The organism is Pseudomonas sp. CFBP 8772 (assembly GCF_014841665.1).
GTDB classification, from domain to species: Bacteria; Pseudomonadota; Gammaproteobacteria; order Pseudomonadales; family Pseudomonadaceae; genus Aquipseudomonas; species Aquipseudomonas graminis_B.
This window is the reverse complement of record NZ_JACYUI010000003.1, coordinates 484,794-502,861: the sequence shown is the minus strand read 5'-3', so window position 1 is coordinate 502,861 and position 18,068 is coordinate 484,794. Positions and strand designations below refer to the sequence as shown.

Below are 18,068 nucleotides of genomic sequence, written 5' to 3'. Positions count from 1 at the left end.
GTGCGGCGCTCACTCCGATGTCGGCGGGGGCTATCTCCCACGAGCACGAGAAAAGTTGTGGATGACGCAGCCCTGCAAGGCCAGCGTTCCGACCGGTCAAAAGGTTGAATTCCATGCCGCGTGGACCCGTGCAGAGGCGGACGCCAACGTATTGCGCGAATCAGGCGTGGCTCGCGATGGCTACGTTGCCGTGAAAGCCTGGCCTGCAGCAACTAACCCTCGCGGCAAAGCTGCGTCGGCCATGGAGGACTACTGGATAACCGTGCTGCTCGAACGCCCCGTGCATGGCGAACTGAGCCTGATTGCATTGCGCGTAATGCGTGAACTAGCGGTGCGTCACGGCGTTCCATTCAAGGGGCTGGAGGGGCGGCCTGAGCTCGCGATGCCGGACGAGCTCATGCCTATCGCGAATCGAATCTTGCAGCAGGTAATGACGGATAGGCTCGTAAGACTTGAACCTGCGCAAGAGTCATTGCTGCGAGTTCGTTACATCCACCTGTCCGCGCACTGGACCCCTGAGGGTCCCTTTCTATTCAGCAAGCCGGCGCCGCTGAATCGCAGGAACGTGCACCTCAATAGTCCGCAAGAAGGTTATCCGGAATGAGGTGCCTGGGTTTTGCAGTCGGATTCCTACTCAGCTTGAGTGCCTGTGCCACGGGTGGCTCAGTACCCCCACCTGTCAAGCTGCCATATCCGGCGTGGTATATCGGCTTCGCCGCGCCCAAACACATGGAAGTGTGGGTTGAAAGCGTCGATGTGCTCGATCAGCGGGGATACGTTTTTTTTAACGTACACGCCGGAGTCGCCGGTTACACGCGAAAGCCCGAGGGCTGGCACAAGGGCACATCTGGCGGAAAACCCATCAACAACGTTGACTTACCAGACCAACTTCTTCTGCGCTGGCAGTCACTAGTGGAGCCTCAGGCTTACAAAATCAGCATCCGGATACCGCAGTGGGTACGCGATGAGATGGTGACGCCACAGCGCGTGTATTGCCGCAGTTCAAAAGAATGGATGAACGACTACCGTTTCGCGATTACGTTGGGAATGGCTCCGGGAGGTATCGTCAAAGTGTGGGTCGGTGCGCCATGCCTGAGCTTCAAAGAAGTTGGCCGCTACCAAGCCAAAGTCGAGCCCCTCGGCCCGTACCGTGGCGCAAGCAAGGGCAAGTACATCGATCTCGAACCTGAGAACAAAGCCTACGTCGACCAACACGGCATTCCGTATGGCAGTTGGTAATTTCAACTGCCAAAGTTCGATGTGCGCCGATTTCCAGTTGAATCGTGCAGGCCGTCAAATGGCACAACAATTCTGTTGCCTGATACAGCGCGTTCGCCAGCAAACAAGCGCCTACACCCGAATGCACTTCCAAAGAGTGAGCAGTTCCCAGCCGCTTATAAGCAATCATCGTAAACAGATAGTGACTCAATCAAACTAACCGAGAGACTTCACAACTATGAAAGACATCATCCGCCTAGGCGACCTCACCACCCACGGCGGCGTCGTGCTTGAAGCCTTCCCGCAGACTAACCTCAACGGCAAGCCCATCGCCGGGGTAGGGCACAACGTCAGCTGCCCGTTATGCAAAGGTATTTTCCCCATCGCCGAAGGCAGCAGCACGTACGCCGTGGATGGAGTCCCGGTTGCACTGGACGGAATGAAGACAGCGTGTGGCGCGGCCCTGATCGCCAGTGGACCGAAAGCCGCCGTCATCAGCTGATGATCCACCTGCGCGACCCGCTCCATGTCCCCACGAAAAATCTTCATGGTCATCGACGGTGCAATGCCGTCGATCCAACTCCTGACAACTCTCCATTCAGATCGCTTAGGGTCGCGAAATTCAATTCGTTCGGCTGTCGTTAAATAACAGACCACCTGTCGGGACACGCCCACCGTTATTAAACTTTAAGCGCCACACCATTGGTCGGGCCTATTTTCGCTTTCCTGAATTACACCACCCCCGATCTCTCTTTATATCTGTGCGTTCTGCTTAGTTGACCGATCGCCGTACTAAAAAAGCTGAACTTGTCGTTAAACATCCTGATATCAAAATAGCCTGAGAAGGGAGTAACACTATGTTCCTGCACAATAAACGTCTCCAATACACGGTTCGCGTCGCCGAGCCTAACCCGGGTCTGGCCAATCTGCTTCTGGAGCAGTTCGGTGGCGCCCAGGGCGAGCTGGCCGCGGCCACTCGTTACTTCACGCAAGCGTTGGCTGAAGAGGATCCAGGTCGCAAGGACCTGTTGCTGGACATCGCCACCGAGGAATTGAGCCACCTTGAGATCATTGGCTCGATCATCGTGATGCTCAACAAAGGCGCCAAAGGCAAACTGGCCGAAGGCGTGCAAGCCGAAGGCGAGCTGTACCGTGACATCAACGGTGCCGGCAATGATTCGCACATCACCAGCCTGCTGTACGGCGGTGGTGCTCCGCTGGTCAACTCCGCGGGCGTGCCATGGACAGCCGCCTACATCGATACCATCGGTGAACCGACGGCGGACTTCCGTTCGAACATCGCCGCCGAAGCACGGGCGAAGATCGTCTACGAACGCCTGATGAACGTGACCACCGATCCAGGCATCAAGGACGCCCTGGGCTTCCTGATGACCCGTGAAATCGCGCATCAGATTTCCTTCGAGAAAGCGTTGCATTCGATTCAGCCGAACTTCCCCCAAGGCAAGCTGCCAGGCATGCCAGAGTTCTCCCGGACTTACTTCAGCATGTCCAACGGCGAGCCGAACGTGCGTGGGCCGTGGAACAGCGACGCTGATTTCGAATACGTCGAGAATCCAAAGCCGGCAGTCGATGGGGGCGACGGTACCGCTTCTGTCACGTTGAGCGAGGACGATTCGGTGACGCTGACCATGATGAAAGAGCGGCTGAAGTCCGATCTGGAAGCCGACCCTATGACCGGTGCTGACCTCGGGTCGGGCCTGGCTCAGGGCAAAGCCGAGTAAACCGAGACGGGCTGGGCCGGTACGTAGCGGCCCCGCCCGACAGTGTCATCAATGCCAGGTACAGCATGGAGGTCTCTGATGAACAAGCCATTGGAAGATTCAACCCTCAACGAACCCAGCGAGTTGTTCAACGACAACGCCAAGCTCGACTTCACGTCATGTGTAACCCGTTTTGAAGCAGAAGCGGCAACGCTGGGGCGCGGGTTCAGAACGGCGTTGTTTGTTCAGCAATTCAAGGCGGGACTGCTGCCCAAATCCGTCAAAGGGGTTGAGAGACTTCATTAACGCTCGGGGTTTCTGTGGGTGGTTTCGCAGAACCATCCGCTGGCTGGACGGTTCCATCTCGCTATAACTCCATCGATTTTGCCCGCGAAAGCGGGCTTTTTTTTGTCGCTGCCGAGGGGACCGAATGGGATACCTGCTCAGCAACTGCACGCCGCGCAATCCGCAACGTTGCGACGGGCTGGACTGATCCGCGATTACACGCCACTGTATTGGCCTTCGCGCGTGAGCAATGCGTATTTTCAGGCCTGATGCACATCAGGAGAGGGAGCAGATTTGAATCAGCTAAAACGCCTTGAAAGCGGGATCAAGGGCTTCGACGCAGTGCTCAAAGGAGGCCTTGTTGCGGGCGCGTCATACATCATTCAAGGACGGCCGGGGTCGGGCAAGACGATTCTCGCCAACCAGGTGGGGTTCAACCACGTCCGCCAAAACGGCCGCGTGCTGTTCGCAACGTTGCTCGCCGAACCCCACGACCGGCTGTTTCATTTCCTCTCGACCCTGAGCTTCTTTGATCGCGGCGCGGTAGGCCAGAGTATCCAGTTCGTCAGCGCGTTCGACACCCTCGAGAACGATGGGCTGCACGAAGTGGTCAAGTTGCTGCGCCGCGAGATCAGCCGCCAGCATTCCAGCCTGCTGATACTGGACGGGCTGCTCAACGCGCGCTCCAGGGCAGAAACGCCGCTGGACACCAAGCAGTTCATCTCCGAGCTGCAGGGGCATGCCGCATTCGCCGGTTGCACGGTGCTGTTCCTCACCAGTTCGCAACTCGACGATGGCAGTCCCGAGCACACGATGGTCGACGGCGTGATCGAGATGGGCGAAGACATGGTCGGCTCGCGCACGGTGCGGCGGATCAAGATGCGCAAGACCCGGGGCAGTGGCGCGATCCCTGGTGCCCATGAATTCGAGATCAACGAGCAGGGCATTTCCATTTACCCGCGCCTGGAATGCATGCTCACCCGCACCGGCGCCATGCCCGAACATCCACATTCCCTACTGAGCAGCGGCATCGACGGGCTGGACGCCCACATCGGTGGCGGTCTGGTCCGCTCTTCGGTGACCCTGATCATGGGCCCTTCTGGCGCGGGAAAGACGTCCCTGGGCATTCAGTTTCTGGGCGGCTGCTCGGCACAGGAGCCCGGGCTGTACTTCGGCTTTCACGAGTCGCCGCAGCGGGCCATGAGCAAAGCGCGTTCTCTCGGAAAGGACTTCGCCGCGCTGGAAGCGTCGGGTGGGCTGCACATCGTCTGGACGCCGGCCTCGGCGGGTCTGATTGATCGTGTCTGTTACGACTTGCTCGACCGGGTAGAGCGGCTGCAGATCAAGCGTGTGTTCATCGACAGCCTGAATGCCCTGAGCCGCACGGCCGCCGATCAGAGTCGTGTGCTGGACGTTCTAGACACCTTGCTCAGCGAACTTCGCGGCCGGGGCGTTACGGTGATGGCGGCATGGGAAGCCCATCGGTTGTTCGACGAGCGTGCAAACCTCCCGACACCGGATGTCTCCGGCGTGGTGGATAACCTGCTGCTCGTCCAATTCGTGCAGCATCGGACTGAACTTCAGCGGCAGGTTTCTATTCTGAAGATCAGAGACAATGCCTACGATCCCTCGCCACTTGAAGTCGTGATGAGCAACGCTGGAATCACCATGAAGAAGGTCTGAGATATGCGATTCGCAACGTGGGGGTGGCCAGAGCCGTTGAGTTGCCTGACCAGGCGCCAGACCCTCGCGACATCGTGGGAAGTGACCCTCTGATGCCGACCATTCTGATCATCGACGACGAATACCTGATTGCCGACATCCTTAGCTTTGCGCTGGAGGACGAAGGCTTTCATACGGTCGTCGCCGGCAGCGGAAGCAAAGCGCTGGCCATTCTTGACCGCGAGCGCCCCGACCTGATCATCACCGATTTCATGATGCCGGGCATGACCGGTCTGGAACTTGCCCAGACAATCAAGTCCCGTCAAGTGCACATGGCGACGCCGATCATGCTCATGAGTGGCGCGCAGGCCTATATGGGTACCGAGCGGCCGGATTTGTTTGATGAGGTGATTGAAAAGCCCTTCGACATCGATCAGGTCATCGGCAAGATCCACGCTCTGTTTCAAGCCCGCCTGTAAGCCCGTCCATAAGTTGGCCTCCCTCGATCGTTATTACCGTTGAACGAATCGGATCAGGGCAGGGTCGATACTGATAACGCTTACAAGATGGGCAGCGCAATGAATACCTGGTACAGCAAATCGTTGGGTGAAGGCACCGTTGTCTACCGCCGCCTGCGCGTGTTAAACGAGCTTCGCCATCAGATTTGTCCTGATGCGTCGTGCCCTTATTCGCTTTACATGGACGCCGTGACCGCGGAAACCATCGTTTTGTTTGAGCACGACCAGATGGTGCTGGCCACTGCCTTTGGTGCGCTTCCTTGTGGGCAGCCTCACATCAACGGGGTTCGCCTGATCAACCTTGAATACAGTCCGCTGCCTGTCACGCTGCAAAGTGCACAAATCTTCAGCACCCCACGTACCCACACACAATCCTCGGTTCTACGCTGATTATCGTGCGTAATGACCATGCCTTTGAATGTTCAAACTGATCATCAATGTGAGCAGGTTCCAGTGTGAACAGCTCGGTTGGTTGTCAGTGTTTCCCGCAGGAGAATCATAATGGCCGTGGCCGTCGTCAGACTGGAAGGTGAAGACATCCCACTTGAACACCGGCAGTCCGGTGCAACTGCGGTCTTCCGCGTCAAGGATGAGGAGGGCGCCGAACTGTACTTTGAAGATGAAGTTGAAGCGGCCAAGTCAGCCGTCGAGCTAAGCAATGCCGAGCAGTCCTGAGTCGTTAGTGGCTCAGTTTATATGCACTCAGTGATCGTCCAGCAGGCTCAGTATTGCATCGGTAAACTCTGCCGGTGCTTCTTGCGGCACATTGTGGCCCACTCCCTCTATCACCTGCCGCCGCACTTGCCCTGCAAATCCCCGCACCGCCGCAACGCCCTCACGTTTTGAAGAGACGCCATCGTCTGCCCCAGCGAGGATCACCGCCGGAACCCTGATCAGTGGCGTTTGCGCGAGCTTCTCTTGAATAAAGGCATAGGCGGGATCGCCCGGAACCAATCCGTAACGATGACGGTAGGAATGCACCACGACCTCGACAAAGTCCGGGTTTTCAAACGACTGAGCGGTGTCAGTGAACGTGGATTCGGAGAATCCCCATGTCGGTGACCAGAGCGTCCACAGCAAACGGCAGAACTCCGTTCGATTGGCCGCAAGGCCTGCCCGTCCGCGCTCGCCGTGAAGGTAATACTGGTACCACAGGCGCCGTTCCGTTTCGGGGGAGGCGGGTGTGTTTGCAGCAGCGATGTCCTGAATGTTGTAGCCGGGGTCGCAACTGACCAGTCCCGTTACCCGTTCCGGCCACAGCGCAGCGACCACACATGCGGCGCGTCCGCCCCAGTCGTAACCGGCGAGAATGGCGTGAGGAATGTTCAGCGCGTCCATGAGTGCCAAGAGGTCGGCGCCCAGTGCCGCCTGCTCGCCCGAGCGGGGTGTGGCGGCATCGACAAATCGGGTGGGACCGTATCCCCTCAGATAAGGCACGATGCAGCGGCAGCCAGCCTGAACCAGTCGCGCCGACACCTCGTCATAGGCGTGGATGTCATAGGGAAATCCGTGGAGCACTATGACAACAGGGCCGTCGCTGGGTCCCACGTCGCGGTATGAAACATTCAGCACGCCGGCAACGATATTCTTCACGGGATGGCTCCGACAGACAGGTAGTAGCGAAGCCCTGAGGACATGCCGGGCTGAAATAAGGGAGGATCTATCTGATGAGCGTGTGCGACGGCGAAGCGCAAATCAATACGGGAGCAGCGTTTGAATCACCGATGCAGCGCCGCGGGCGCATGCATCGGGAGATCGGCAATGGGGCAGTGGTCAGTGAGCCAGCCCCGTAGCCAGGCCGATCAGGAAACCCAGGATTCGACCGTGTCGGAACCGTGTTCGGCTTTCCATTCTTTCAAGGTTTTGTGGTTGCCACCTTTGGTTTCAACGACTTCACCGGTGTGCGGGTTTTTATACACTTTAACGGCGCGGGCTTTGCGAGTGGTTTTCTCGGGGGCGCTGGCGTTCTTGCCCTGTTTGGATCCGGTCGGGTGATCCAGAATCGAAATAATATCTTTAAGGCTCTTATTGTATTCGCCGAGCAGCGTACGCAATTTGCCTTCGAATTCGATTTCCTGTTCCAGGCCTTTATCGCCTTTCATGGCCTCGAGGGCAGCGAGCTGATCGGCAAGGTGACGTTCGAGTTGGCGGTATTCAGCAAGTTTAGACATTGGAACTCCATGTTTCGGTTTGTTGATACTGACGTGCGGCGTTAGCACTGGCGAACATTGGAGCGCACGGTGATTACTGGTGTAACCGTGGACACTGTAGTGCGAGTGGGTGCATGGATGCCAGTACTAACAGCAAACTTTTCTGCCTTGACTGCAAGGTTTCCAGTTCACGCGCTGTGGTGAGGTTTAAAACATGCACGCCTGTCAGCTGTTGCCGAGCGCTGCAGGCTGCAACGCTGTGTTCAAAGCGGGTTTCAATGCCAGGCCGCCAAACGAGGTGGTCGGGTCTACATAACGCAGCGCTGATTTAATGTCTTTCCAGCCGACGTAATTCATCAGGCTTTTAATATCCCAGCCGTTGCCTGACGCCCACGTTGCAAATCCTCGGCGCATCGAGTGACTGCTGTAGAGGTCGTCGGGCAGCCCGGCGTCTTTAAAGATGCGCCGCAACATCGGCACCAGGCTGTGGGCGTTGATGGCGTCCATGGACAGGTTGCCCCAGCGGTCTATCCGGCGGAACACCGGCCCCTGGGTCAGCCCGGCCACGGTGATCCAGTTGATGTACGCATTGACCGGGCAGAGGGTCTTCAGCGCCGGGGTGCGAAAGGTGGTGCCCTCATGCTGGCGGTCGCCTTTGGTGTACGGCAGATAAAAGCTGATGCCTTCGCCGGCCTGGGCCTGGGTGTTGCCGATGTCCAGCCGGGCCAGTTCGTCGCCGCGAAACCCTCGCCAGAAGCCGATCAGCACCAGCGCGATGGAGCGACGATGACGCATCAGTGTCTTGTGGTCGCCCCGTGCCCAGGCGGCGTTCGCCTCATTCTCCAGCCATGCCACCGCTTGCTCGAGGTGACGCAACAGCAACGGCGCCGCCTGTTTGGCCTGCGCCGGGTGGACGACGCGAATGCCCTTGAGCAGTTGCCGCACGGTGGGTGTTTTGGTCGGGTCCGGAAACCCCTGGGTGACGTGCCACTGGGCCAGCGCCGCCAGCCGCTGCTTCAGCGTACTGATGGCGTGCTTGTCAGCGTACTCGGCGAGGTAGCGGACGATGCCGTCGCCTGTGGTGGGCAAGTAACCGCCCCAGACCACTTCGAAATGCTCGATCGCGGCGCGATAGCTCCGCCGCGTATTGGCGCGGGTGCCTGCTGACAGGTATCGATCTGCCTTTTCCATACGTCCCTCGGCGGCGTGACACGGGCGCTTTGCTGGCTGGGATCGCCTTTCACCCGTCTGAAAAGCGATAAAGCACTATTATCGGCTGCTGGCAGAAACATTTCCACACAAGGTTTTAGCTGCTAATGTAGCCTGTAATAACGTGTTACGTAACACGGTACGAAATAGTAGGAGCGGACATGGCACGCGGAGGCATTAACAAGGCGGTGGTAGAGCGCGCACGACAGGCGTTGCTGAGCAAGGGCGCCTACCCCAGCATCGACGCGGTACGGGTGGAACTGGGTAACACCGGGTCGAAAACCACGATTGCGCGGTACTTAAAGGAACTGGACGCCCAGGCGCCGGCCGAGGTGTCGTCGCGGGAGCGTATGAGTGAGGAGCTGAAGGCGCTGGTTGAAAGCCTGCTTGATCGGCTGACGGAGGAGGGTGCGCAGGTCGTTGCCCAGGCGCAGGCGGCGTTCGATCAACAACGATCAGCATGGGAAACCCGGCTGGAAGCCCTTGAGCTGGAGCTGAAGTCAGCCCGGCACCAGTGCGAATCGCAACACGCCGCGCTGACCGAACAGGGCGCCCAGTTGCACACCACCCACTCCTCCTGGCAGTCGGAACTGACGCGCAACGCCGGTCTGAGCCAGCAGTGCCAGGACCTTGAAAGGCGCGTGCAGGACAAGGACGTGCAAATTCAGTCCCTCGAAGAAAAGCACGTGCACGCCCGCGCCGCGCTGGAGCATTACCGCGAGGCCATCAAGGAGCAGCGCGAGCAGGATCAGCGTCGCCACGAAGCGCAGCTTCAGCAGATCCAGCTGGAGCAGCGAAAGCTTCAGGAGACGCTGGTGGTCAAGCAGGATGAATCCACGCGCCTGAATCGCGACAACGAGCGTTTGCTCGGGGAGATGCGTCAACAGGCCCGGGCGTTGTCCGATCAGCAAGACCAGGCGCAGCGCCTCGCCACAGAACTTCGCAGCGCGCAGATGGCCACCGCCAAAGCCGACGGCGCCCGTGAGCAGCTTCAAGAGCAACTGGTGGCTATAAAAGCGGACAGTAAATCCCTGGCGAAAGCGGTGTCACAGGCCAACGAGCAACTGGCGCAGGCCAATCAGCGTGTGGCCGTGTTGAGCGAAGACAACGAAAGCCTGCGCGCTGAGGTGCAGCTCATTATTGCCACGGCGCCGCCGATACAGACCTAAGCGACCCACCGGTCTTCAGCTTGCGGAAAGCCATGTCACACCAGCCCATCCCCAATGTCATCAAACCCGCCAGCCCCTCGACCGTCGCCCTGGCGCGGGGTTCGTTGTTCAAGTTCGTGTTCCTGCTGGCAGGCGTCTTTCTGCTGGCCGCCTATCTGTTGGCCTTCCTCGCCCATGACCTCGATCACAACGAGGAGATCGAAAGCGCGTTCTACACCGAGAAGGCAATGCGCTCTCTTCAAAAATCGCTGTCCGTCACGGTCAGGGACTACGCCTACTGGGGCGATGCCTACCGCTACCTGCATTTGCAGGTGGACACGGAATGGGCGTTCGTCCGCCAGAACATCGGACCTACGCTGTACAGCGATTTCGGGTTTAAGGGTTTGTTCGTCATCAATGACGCCGGTCGTACGGTGTATGCGGTGATCGCAGGACAGATGCAAAAGGTCGATGCCGATCCGTGGCTGGGACAGGCTAAGGACCGGCTGCTGGCCAAGGCCAGGGAAGGGGCCGAGACAGGCACGCCGGTCACCGCCTTCGTCGACCTGAACGGCACACCCGCGCTGGTTGCCGCAGCCGCTATCACCCCTGGCACCGACCCGGGTGTGACCGCCGATGGCCGGGCGCCTTCGGTGCTGATCTTCGTCGACGTGCTGGACGACGCCAAGCTGGCCGTTCTGGGCAAGGAATACGGCGTAGACGGCCTGCACATTGCAACGCCCGACGAGCTCAACCAAGTCTCGATCTTTCCACTGGGCGAAGGCGGTACTGCCGGCGCCCTGCACTGGACGCCCCCCAAGCCAGGCCTGCGCCTGCTGACCCTCGGCCTGCCGCTGATCGGTCTGGCCGCCGCGCTGGTGTGCCTGATGACCTGGGCTATCCTGCGTCGCGCCACCGCCGCCGCGCGCTCCCTGGATGACAGCTACGCGTCCCTGCAAAAAAGTGAAAGCGCATTGGCCACCAGTGAAGCGCGCTTTCGTGACGTGGTGGAAGCCAGCTCGGACTGGGTCTGGGAAATCGACAGCGCAGGGCGGTTCACTTACCTTTCGGACCGCTTTGAAATCGTGACCGGACTGAACCGCGCCCAGTGGGTCGGCGCCTTGATGGACGATCTGCTGCAAACCGAGCTCGGCCAGGTGTCGCAGTGGCTGGCGATCCCCAACCGTCGCCCCGACATCACCATTCAGTGCCGCTACCTGGAGACCTGCGGGCGCGAGCGCATCAGCCGCTTGTCAGCGCGGTCGATGGCGGTCGGCGGATTCCGCGGTACGGCCACCGATGTCACCGAAGAAGTGGAAGCCCGTCGGCGCATTGAGTTTCTCTCCCAGCATGACGCCCTGACCGGGCTGCCCAATCGGGTCCGCTTGCAGGAGTTTCTGGACGGCAAGCTGAAAGCGTTGCCGACCCTCGATCAGCCACTGGTGATGCTGAGCATTGACCTGGACCGCTTCAAACCGGTCAATGACCTGCTCGGCCACGCCGCCGGCGACCGCGTGCTCAACGACGTGTCCAGTCGGCTGTCCGATTGCGTGCGCCACGGCGATCTGGTCGCGCGGGTGGGCGGCGACGAATTCGTGCTGATCCTCAGCGACCCCCAGACCCAGGACGAAGTCGAGGCGTTGTGCCGACGGCTGATCGAGTCGATCGAACGCCCGGTGCAGATCGACGACCAGGAAATATTCGTCAGCGCCAGCATCGGCGTCGCCATGGCGCCCACCGATGCGCGCGAGGCCGCCGAGCTGCTGCGGTACGCCGACATTGCGCTGTACGAGGCCAAGGCCAGCGGTCGCGGCACCTGGCGGTTTTACGCAGGCGACATGAACGCGAAGATCATCGAGCGCCGTCGGCTGGAGAGTGACCTGCGCTATGCCATCAAACACGATGAACTGCGCCTGCATTTCCAGCCGCGCTTCCGTATTTCCGACGGGGAAATGGTCGGCGCCGAAGCGCTGGTGCGTTGGCAGCATCCCCAGCGCGGCCTGATTCCCCCGGACACCTTCATCCCCATCGCCGAGGAAAGCGGGCTGATCATCCCCCTCGGCGACTGGGTCATGGCCCAGGCCTGCAGTGAAGCCGCGGGCTGGCCGAAGCACCTGTTCATTTCCATCAACCTGTCGCCGGCCGAATTCAAGCGCGGCAACCTGCCGGCGCGCATTCAGGCCGCCCTCAAGGCCACCGGGATCGAGCCGTCGCGGGTCGAACTGGAGATCACCGAAGGGGTGATGATCGATGACGCCGTCGGGGCGCTCGATGTCATGCAAACGCTCAAGCAGCTGGGGGTGCGCATCGCCATGGACGACTTCGGCACCGGGTATTCGTCGTTGAGTTACTTGCGCACCTTCCCCTTCGACGGGCTGAAGATCGACCGCAGCTTCCTGACCCGCCTCAGCGAAAGCGAGGGCGATCGCTCCATCGTGCAGGCCATCGTCGGGTTGGGCCGGGCGCTGTCACTCACGGTTACGGCCGAGGGCATCGAAACCGCCGAGGATCTGCAATTGCTCAAGTCAGTGCAGTGCGAGGAGGGGCATGGCTATTTCCTCAGTCTCCCGCTGACCACCTCGGACTTTCACGCGCTGCTGGCGGCGAGAAATACGGCGGCGCTGGGCACAAACGTATAAAGTGCGCGCGCTGTCCCGGCAGCGCCTTCCATCCATCACACCCGTTGCCGCATCTGGCCACTGTTTAGTTCTGGAGTGTTCATGACTCACCCGCGCGCTGTTTTCACCGAAGGCTCGGTGGCCCGGCACGTGCTGGTGATGTCGAGCACCAGCGCCTTGAGCCTGCTCGCGGTGTTCCTGGTGGACATCTTCACGCTGCTCTACGTCTCGATGCTTCACGACCCGTTGCTGCTCGCCGCGACGGGGGTGGCGAAGGTGTTGATCTTCCTCAACAGTGCCGTGTCCAGCGGGCTGATCATTGCCGCCGCAACGGTGCTGTCGGAGCGGATCGGCCATCGCGCCGCGAAGGCGTCATCGCGTCTGGTCACCCACTTGATGGTGATGGTGGTGATCGCGTCGGGCGCAGCGGCGGCGTTGCAACTGGCGCTGCTAGTACCGCTCACCCATTGGCTCGGCGCGGACGCCAGCACCTACGAAGCCGCGCGAATTTTCATCTGGCTGACCCTGCCGTTCAGCGTGTTGCAGTCGGCCATGCAGATGTCGGCGCAAATCCTGCGAACCGCCGGCGACAGCCGCCGCGCCCTGTGGGTCGTATTGTCAGGTGCGGCGACCCTGGCGCTGGCTGACCCCTTGTTCATTTTCGGCTTTGGCCTCGGGCTCGAAGGCGCGGGGATTTCCTATGCGCTGTCGGCGCTGGTGTCCCTGGGACTGGGCATTTACTGGCTGCGGGCGCGGCTGGGGATGCCGTTTACCCTCCGCTGGCGCCTGCTGCGCCTGCACACGCGCAAGGTCATGCAGGTCGGCTTGCCCGCCATGGTCGGCAACCTGGCGACGCCCGTGGGCCTCACCTATCTGGTCTCGTCGATCGGCGCCTATGGCACGTCGGCGCTGGCGGCCATGGCGGTGATGGACCGCGTGATGCAGTTTGCCTACTGCGTGTTCTTCTCCCTGCCCAGCGCGCTGGCGCCGGTGCTGGGGCAGAACATCGGCGCCCATCGCGATGCTCGCGTCGCCTCAGCCATCGTGTTCAGCCGCAGGCTGGTGATCGTCTATGGCCTGCTGGTCTGGGCCGTGCTGCTGCTGGTGGCCACTCCGCTGGCTGACACCTACGAACTCGAAGGCGCCGGGCGGGCGATCTTTTTAGCGTTCTGCCACATCGGCGGCGGGCTGTGGGCGCTGATCGGGCTGGATTTCGTCGCCATCGCGATGTTTGTGACCCTGGGCCGGCCGTGGCTGGTGGCGCTGTTCGCCTGGCTGCGGGCAACGCTGGGGACCGTGCCGTTCGTGCTGGGCGGGATTCACCTGTTCGGTGCGGCCGGTGCGTTCCCGGCCATGCTCACCGGTAACGCATTGATTGCCGTGACTTCGATTACAATCGCGTCCCTGACGGCCAGGCGGTTTTTTCAGCGCCGGGGCGCCGCGCAGGCCGTGGCGTGAGCAGGCAGTTGCCGTGCTCGGTCGGGCTTTATTTGAATCTGCGAGACAAGGGCTTATGACAGACGACGAATCAGGGAATGACTCGCCCGAGATGGCCTCGCCGAAGCGGCGGCGTGCACCCAAGGGTGAAATGCGTCGTGCCGCCTTGCTCGACGCGGCGACGCTGATCTTCGCCCGCAATGGTTATTCCAGTGCGTCGATGAAAGATGTCGCGCAGCTCGCCGGCATCACCACCGTCGGCCTGCTGCATCATTTTCCGAACAAGGAGGCGCTGCTCAATGCGCTGCTGGAGCGGCGGGATCAGCGAGTGGTGTCGCGGTTCAGTGAACTGACTATGGAGATGACGCTGGAGGGGTTCATCAAATTCGTGCGGATGAGCATGAGTTTCAGCGTCCAGGACGCTGCCGAATGTCAGGCGGCGATGGTGCTCAATACGGAAAGCCTGTCAGAGGCACATCCGGCCTTCGACTGGTACAAGACGCGTTTTCACGTCACCCACGAGCATGCGCGCGGGCATCTACAGGCGTTGATCGAGGCGGGGGAGGTGCGGCCGGACATCGACGTGAAGGCACTCGCTCAGGAGATCTTCTCGGTCATGGACGGTGTGCAGATTCAGTGGCTCAGGGCCCCGGAAGATGTGGACGTGATGGCGGTGTTCGAGGGCTACCTGCGCCGTTTGAAAGCCGACCTTCAAGCTCGTCCCTGAGCTTGAAGTGGCCGTTTTAGCCAAGATTTAAGACGCGATCAGAAATCCGACCGGCTTACCCACTTAGTAGGTTTGCGAAGCGCTGACCTGCACTGCCTTGCGCAGCGGCAGCGGCAGCGGGTTGCTGTCGCGGGTGGTCAGGTGTTCCGGGAACAGCGTGATCAAGGTGCGATCCAGCGGCAGGTCTTCGGAATCAGGCCCTACGAGGATCTTGAACTTGCCGGCGTCCACATCCCAGCTGTCGGTCTTCTCGACGTAGTACGCCAGGGAGCGCGAATCGATCGGGATGCTCACGGTCTTGCTTTCACCCGGTTGCAGGTAAACCTTGGTGAAGCCCTTCAGCTCTTTCTCGGGACGGTCGACCGCCGGGTTGTTCGGGTGAACGTACAGCTGCGCCACTTCGAAGCCCGCTTTGTCACCGGTGTTGGTCACTTTGAAGGTGACATCGACCGTGCTGCCCGGCGCCATGACGTTGGTCGACAGCTTCAGGTCGCTGTAACCAAACGTGGTGTAGGACAGGCCGTAACCGAACGGATAAAGCGGCTTGGCGTGCTTCTTGTCATAACCGCGATAACCCATGTACAGGCCTTCGCTGTAGGTCATTTCGGTCAGCGCGTTGTCGCCACGGTAGGCAGCCGGATCCGGGTACGACGCGTAGCTCGGGTTGTCCTCGATCTTCTTGTCGATGGTGATCGGCAGCTTGCCCGACGGGTTGACCTTGCCGAACAGAATCTCGGCCAGGGCCTGGCCGCCTTGCTGACCCGGGAACCAGGCTTGCAGCGATGCGCCGACCTTGCTCGCCCACGGCTGCATGTCCGCCGAACCGCCGCCGTGCATGACCACGATGGTGTTGGGGTTGGCTTTGGTGACGAAGCTGATCAGCTCTGCTTGCTGGTCAGGCAGCTCGAAACCGTGGTCGGAACCTTCACCTTCATGCTCGTAGTTGGAACCTGTTGCGATGACGACCGCGTCGTACTTCGACAGGTCCTTCGGTGGACGCAGCGCGGCCCAGCTCATCTGCACGCCAGTCACGCCACCCAGTGCCGGGATGAAGTTGCCCTGAATGCGTTGGTACTCAAGCTTCACCGAGTACGACTTGCCAGCCACCAGTGCGGCGGTTTTACCCGATGTCGTCAGCGCGTTGACCACGTCGGCAGAGTACGGCGCACCGTCGCTCTGCAGGACCAGCTCATCATTGACCCAGAGTTTGTACGGGCCGTCCGCACGCACCTTGAACACCTGGGCGCCGGAAACGGTCGGCTTGATGGTGGCCGTGTAACGCGCCGAAAACGCGCCCGGGGTCGGGCTGAAACCGGACACCGCGGTGGTGCCGGCGTTGGTTTCGTTGGTGCCGGTGGTCCAGTTGAGGTTCACGCCGGGTTCAACGCGGGTCACGGCCGGACTGCCGGAGAAACTGGTGTTGGAGAAGTACTCTGCCTTCACGCCGGCGTTGTTGACGTTATTGCTGCCAACCGCAGGCTGAAACCAGGCCGAGGCTTTAGGGTTCAGGCTCAGCTCGGACAGGTAGGTGACGTTGGCGCTGCTGGATGCCAATTGCTGCAGGCCGCTCAGCTCGGTGACGTAGCTGTTGGGCGGCGAGTTCGCGGTGCCGAACGGCGAGGCCGGCGCCTGATAGGCCCAGTCACCGATGACCGCGATCTTCGCGTCTCGGGCCAGCGGCAGCAGCGGTTTGCCCGCTGCGGTGTTCTCGTTGCGCAGGAGCACGATCGACTCACGCGCCGTGTTCAGCGAAGCGCGCTGGCCGTACTCGGGGTGGTCCAGGGTCTTGGCGGTGTTGAGGTTTTCCTGGAAGTCATAGCTGACAATGGCGCGCAGGTTGCGTTTGACCTTGTCGTCGATGACGTTCTGGCTCAGCTGGCCGCTCCAGACATAGGGCATCAGGTTGGCTTCAGTGAATTGCAGGCCCGACGGCATGTCGATGTCGGTGCCGGCCCACGCGCCTTTGAACGCGTCATGGATCGCGTTGAAGTCACTGATCACGGTACCCTGATAGCCCCATTCACCCTTGAGCACTTCAGTAATCAGGTGATGGTTTTCGCAGGCGTAATCGCCATTGATCTTGTTGAAGCCGCACATGATCGAGGCGACGTTGGCGTTCTTCACCATCGACTCAAAGCCCGGCAGATACAGCTCACGCAGGGTGCGCTCGTCCACCACGACACTCAGCGCCTGACGGTTGGCTTCCTGTTCGTTGGCCAGGTAGTGCTTGCCGCTCGCCTGAATGCCCTGTGCCTGAATGCCGTTGACCACGGCCGGCGCCAGTACGGCGCCGATGAACGGGTCTTCGCCGCTGGCGTATTCCGCCGAGCGCCCGTTGTACGGCGTGCGGTACAGGTTAACGCCCGGGGAGAGCATTTGCTGACCACCGGAGATCCGCGTCTCGTAGGCGATTGCCAGGCCGAATTCCTTGGCGCGGTTGATGCTCCAGGTCGCCGCGAGAGCAGACTGTGACGGGTACTGCGCGCCGAATGTGGCGTTGTTGACGTGCACGCCCATGGAGGAGTCGTAGGCCACGGTGCCCTTGATGCCCCATTTGAGCAAAGACGGGATCATGTGGCCGTCGTTGACGCGGGTGAAGTTGATCTTCTCGGACTGGCTCATGTTGTCGAGGATCGAACTGACCCGGGCTTCGACGGCGTTGCCGGTGGCCGGGGTGACCTCCGCCAGGGCCAGGTTGGCTTGCAGCACGCCAAGGGACAACAGGCTCAAGGCCAGGGTGTGTTTTAAAGCTGACATCGGGAATGCGCTCACGGGTTGCTGACGGTGGCCGGACGGCGGGGTGCGTGGTTCGGTCATGGCTTCTGCACCAGTACCGGCGCGTCACCGGTGTCGACCGGCGCATCGAGCACGGCGGACGAAGTCTGGGTAGCTGGCACGGCAACCTTGTCAACGCCGGAAAGCTGGTCGCGCTGTTTCTCAACCTGGGCGCGAATTGTTTCTGCAGAAGTTGCGTTTTGAGTGGACGTGGAGTCCGCCGCAACAGCAGCAAAACTGCAGGCGCCGAAAAGCACGACGCTGCACACAGACAGCATGGTTCTATTCATCGATTGTTTCTCGATTGATGGTGTGTGGAAATTAAATGAACGCGCAAACCCGCCCTGTGAGAACAGGACGAACGTTAAGTCTGCGGAATCTACTGATTAGTTCAGCGTTTGCAAGATTAATTTTTAATTAGACGAGCGGTGATCAAAAAGGGGCTTTCAGGAAGGTCCCCGAAGGCGGTGCAGTGCTGAGGTGAAGACCGAGATTCTTGATTCACAGCAATAAAACGCCCTACATACGAGTTGAAGAGATGATTATTGCCAATAATCTAGGCGAAACATAGCTTGAATTGCCGAATCGAAAACCTAATTG

General features: G+C 60.3%; 18 protein-coding genes. 13 read left to right on the top strand and 5 right to left on the bottom strand.

Translation table 11 applies throughout. The features are described 5' to 3' along the window. Positions 1-61: 61 nt before the first annotated feature. The 9 genes from IFT99_RS09070 (at position 62) to IFT99_RS09030 (ending at position 6,079) form a co-directional block, all read left to right on the top strand. Positions 62-604 (top strand): hypothetical protein, encoded by a 543-nt coding sequence (locus IFT99_RS09070; protein WP_192131730.1) that lies wholly within the window; start codon positions 62-64, stop codon positions 602-604. Beyond that, positions 601-1,239: a DUF2931 family protein gene (locus IFT99_RS09065; RefSeq protein WP_192131728.1), complete on the top strand. Its 639-nt coding sequence runs from the start codon at positions 601-603 to the stop codon at positions 1,237-1,239. The genes IFT99_RS09070 and IFT99_RS09065 overlap by 4 nt, the downstream gene beginning before the upstream one ends. 217 nt (positions 1,240-1,456) lie before the next feature. Then, positions 1,457-1,720 carry a PAAR domain-containing protein gene (locus IFT99_RS09060; RefSeq protein ID WP_065990645.1) on the top strand — a complete coding sequence of 88 codons (264 nt, stop codon included), beginning with the start codon at positions 1,457-1,459 and terminating at the stop codon, positions 1,718-1,720. Between the two features lie 355 nt (positions 1,721-2,075). Next, positions 2,076-2,960, top strand: a complete 885-nt coding sequence (locus tag IFT99_RS09055; RefSeq protein ID WP_192131726.1) for a manganese catalase family protein — start codon at positions 2,076-2,078, stop codon at positions 2,958-2,960. Between the two features lie 78 nt (positions 2,961-3,038). Next, the gene (locus IFT99_RS09050) at positions 3,039-3,245 is read left to right on the top strand and encodes a hypothetical protein (protein ID WP_192131723.1); all 207 of its coding nucleotides are present in this window, start codon (positions 3,039-3,041) and stop codon (positions 3,243-3,245) included. A 273-nt stretch (positions 3,246-3,518) separates the two neighbouring features. Further along, a complete protein-coding gene (locus IFT99_RS09045) occupies positions 3,519-4,907 on the top strand; it encodes an ATPase domain-containing protein (protein WP_192131721.1) in 1,389 nt (462 codons plus the stop codon). Positions 4,908-4,999: 92 nt separating this feature from the next. Further along, the gene (locus tag IFT99_RS09040) at positions 5,000-5,365 is read left to right on the top strand and encodes a response regulator transcription factor (RefSeq protein ID WP_065990774.1); all 366 of its coding nucleotides are present in this window, start codon (positions 5,000-5,002) and stop codon (positions 5,363-5,365) included. Positions 5,366-5,464: 99 nt separating this feature from the next. After that, the gene (locus IFT99_RS09035) at positions 5,465-5,794 is read left to right on the top strand and encodes a hypothetical protein (RefSeq protein WP_192131719.1); all 330 of its coding nucleotides are present in this window, start codon (positions 5,465-5,467) and stop codon (positions 5,792-5,794) included. 111 nt (positions 5,795-5,905) lie between these two features. Beyond that, positions 5,906-6,079 (top strand): hypothetical protein, encoded by a 174-nt coding sequence (locus IFT99_RS09030; RefSeq protein ID WP_167355811.1) that lies wholly within the window; start codon positions 5,906-5,908, stop codon positions 6,077-6,079. A 27-nt stretch (positions 6,080-6,106) separates the two neighbouring features. Here IFT99_RS09030 and IFT99_RS09025 read toward each other — a convergent pair whose 3' ends face one another. From IFT99_RS09025 to IFT99_RS09015, 3 genes are all read right to left on the bottom strand, one after another. Next, entirely contained in the window at positions 6,107-6,997 is an 891-nt protein-coding gene (locus IFT99_RS09025) for an alpha/beta fold hydrolase (protein ID WP_192131717.1), read from the bottom strand. 209 nt (positions 6,998-7,206) lie between these two features. Next, positions 7,207-7,575 (bottom strand): histone-like nucleoid-structuring protein, MvaT/MvaU family, encoded by a 369-nt coding sequence (locus IFT99_RS09020; RefSeq protein ID WP_065990779.1) that lies wholly within the window; start codon positions 7,573-7,575, stop codon positions 7,207-7,209. 204 nt (positions 7,576-7,779) lie between these two features. Continuing rightward, on the bottom strand, positions 7,780-8,745 hold the full coding sequence (locus IFT99_RS09015) for a tyrosine-type recombinase/integrase (RefSeq protein ID WP_192131715.1): 966 nt from the start codon (positions 8,743-8,745) through the stop codon (positions 7,780-7,782). Positions 8,746-8,924: 179 nt separating this feature from the next. Between IFT99_RS09015 and IFT99_RS09010 the strand changes: the two genes are divergently transcribed. The 4 genes from IFT99_RS09010 (at position 8,925) to IFT99_RS08995 (ending at position 14,693) form a co-directional block, all read left to right on the top strand. Beyond that, on the top strand, positions 8,925-9,932 hold the full coding sequence (locus IFT99_RS09010; protein WP_192131713.1) for a DNA-binding protein: 1,008 nt from the start codon (positions 8,925-8,927) through the stop codon (positions 9,930-9,932). A gap of 32 nt (positions 9,933-9,964) precedes the next feature. Then, positions 9,965-12,550: a bifunctional diguanylate cyclase/phosphodiesterase gene (locus IFT99_RS09005; RefSeq protein ID WP_192131711.1), complete on the top strand. Its 2,586-nt coding sequence runs from the start codon at positions 9,965-9,967 to the stop codon at positions 12,548-12,550. Positions 12,551-12,631: 81 nt separating this feature from the next. Beyond that, on the top strand, positions 12,632-13,987 hold the full coding sequence (locus IFT99_RS09000; RefSeq protein WP_192131709.1) for an MATE family efflux transporter: 1,356 nt from the start codon (positions 12,632-12,634) through the stop codon (positions 13,985-13,987). Between the two features lie 55 nt (positions 13,988-14,042). Beyond that, on the top strand, positions 14,043-14,693 hold the full coding sequence (locus tag IFT99_RS08995) for a TetR/AcrR family transcriptional regulator (RefSeq protein WP_192131707.1): 651 nt from the start codon (positions 14,043-14,045) through the stop codon (positions 14,691-14,693). A 63-nt stretch (positions 14,694-14,756) separates the two neighbouring features. Here IFT99_RS08995 and IFT99_RS08990 read toward each other — a convergent pair whose 3' ends face one another. Together IFT99_RS08990 and IFT99_RS08985 are read right to left on the bottom strand one after the other, a co-directional pair. After that, positions 14,757-17,450, bottom strand: coding sequence for a beta-glucosidase (locus IFT99_RS08990; RefSeq protein WP_192131990.1), 2,694 nt, complete (start codon positions 17,448-17,450; stop codon positions 14,757-14,759). A gap of 56 nt (positions 17,451-17,506) precedes the next feature. Next, positions 17,507-17,758, bottom strand: coding sequence for a hypothetical protein (locus IFT99_RS08985; RefSeq protein ID WP_410930128.1), 252 nt, complete (start codon positions 17,756-17,758; stop codon positions 17,507-17,509). Positions 17,759-18,068 lie beyond the last annotated feature (310 nt).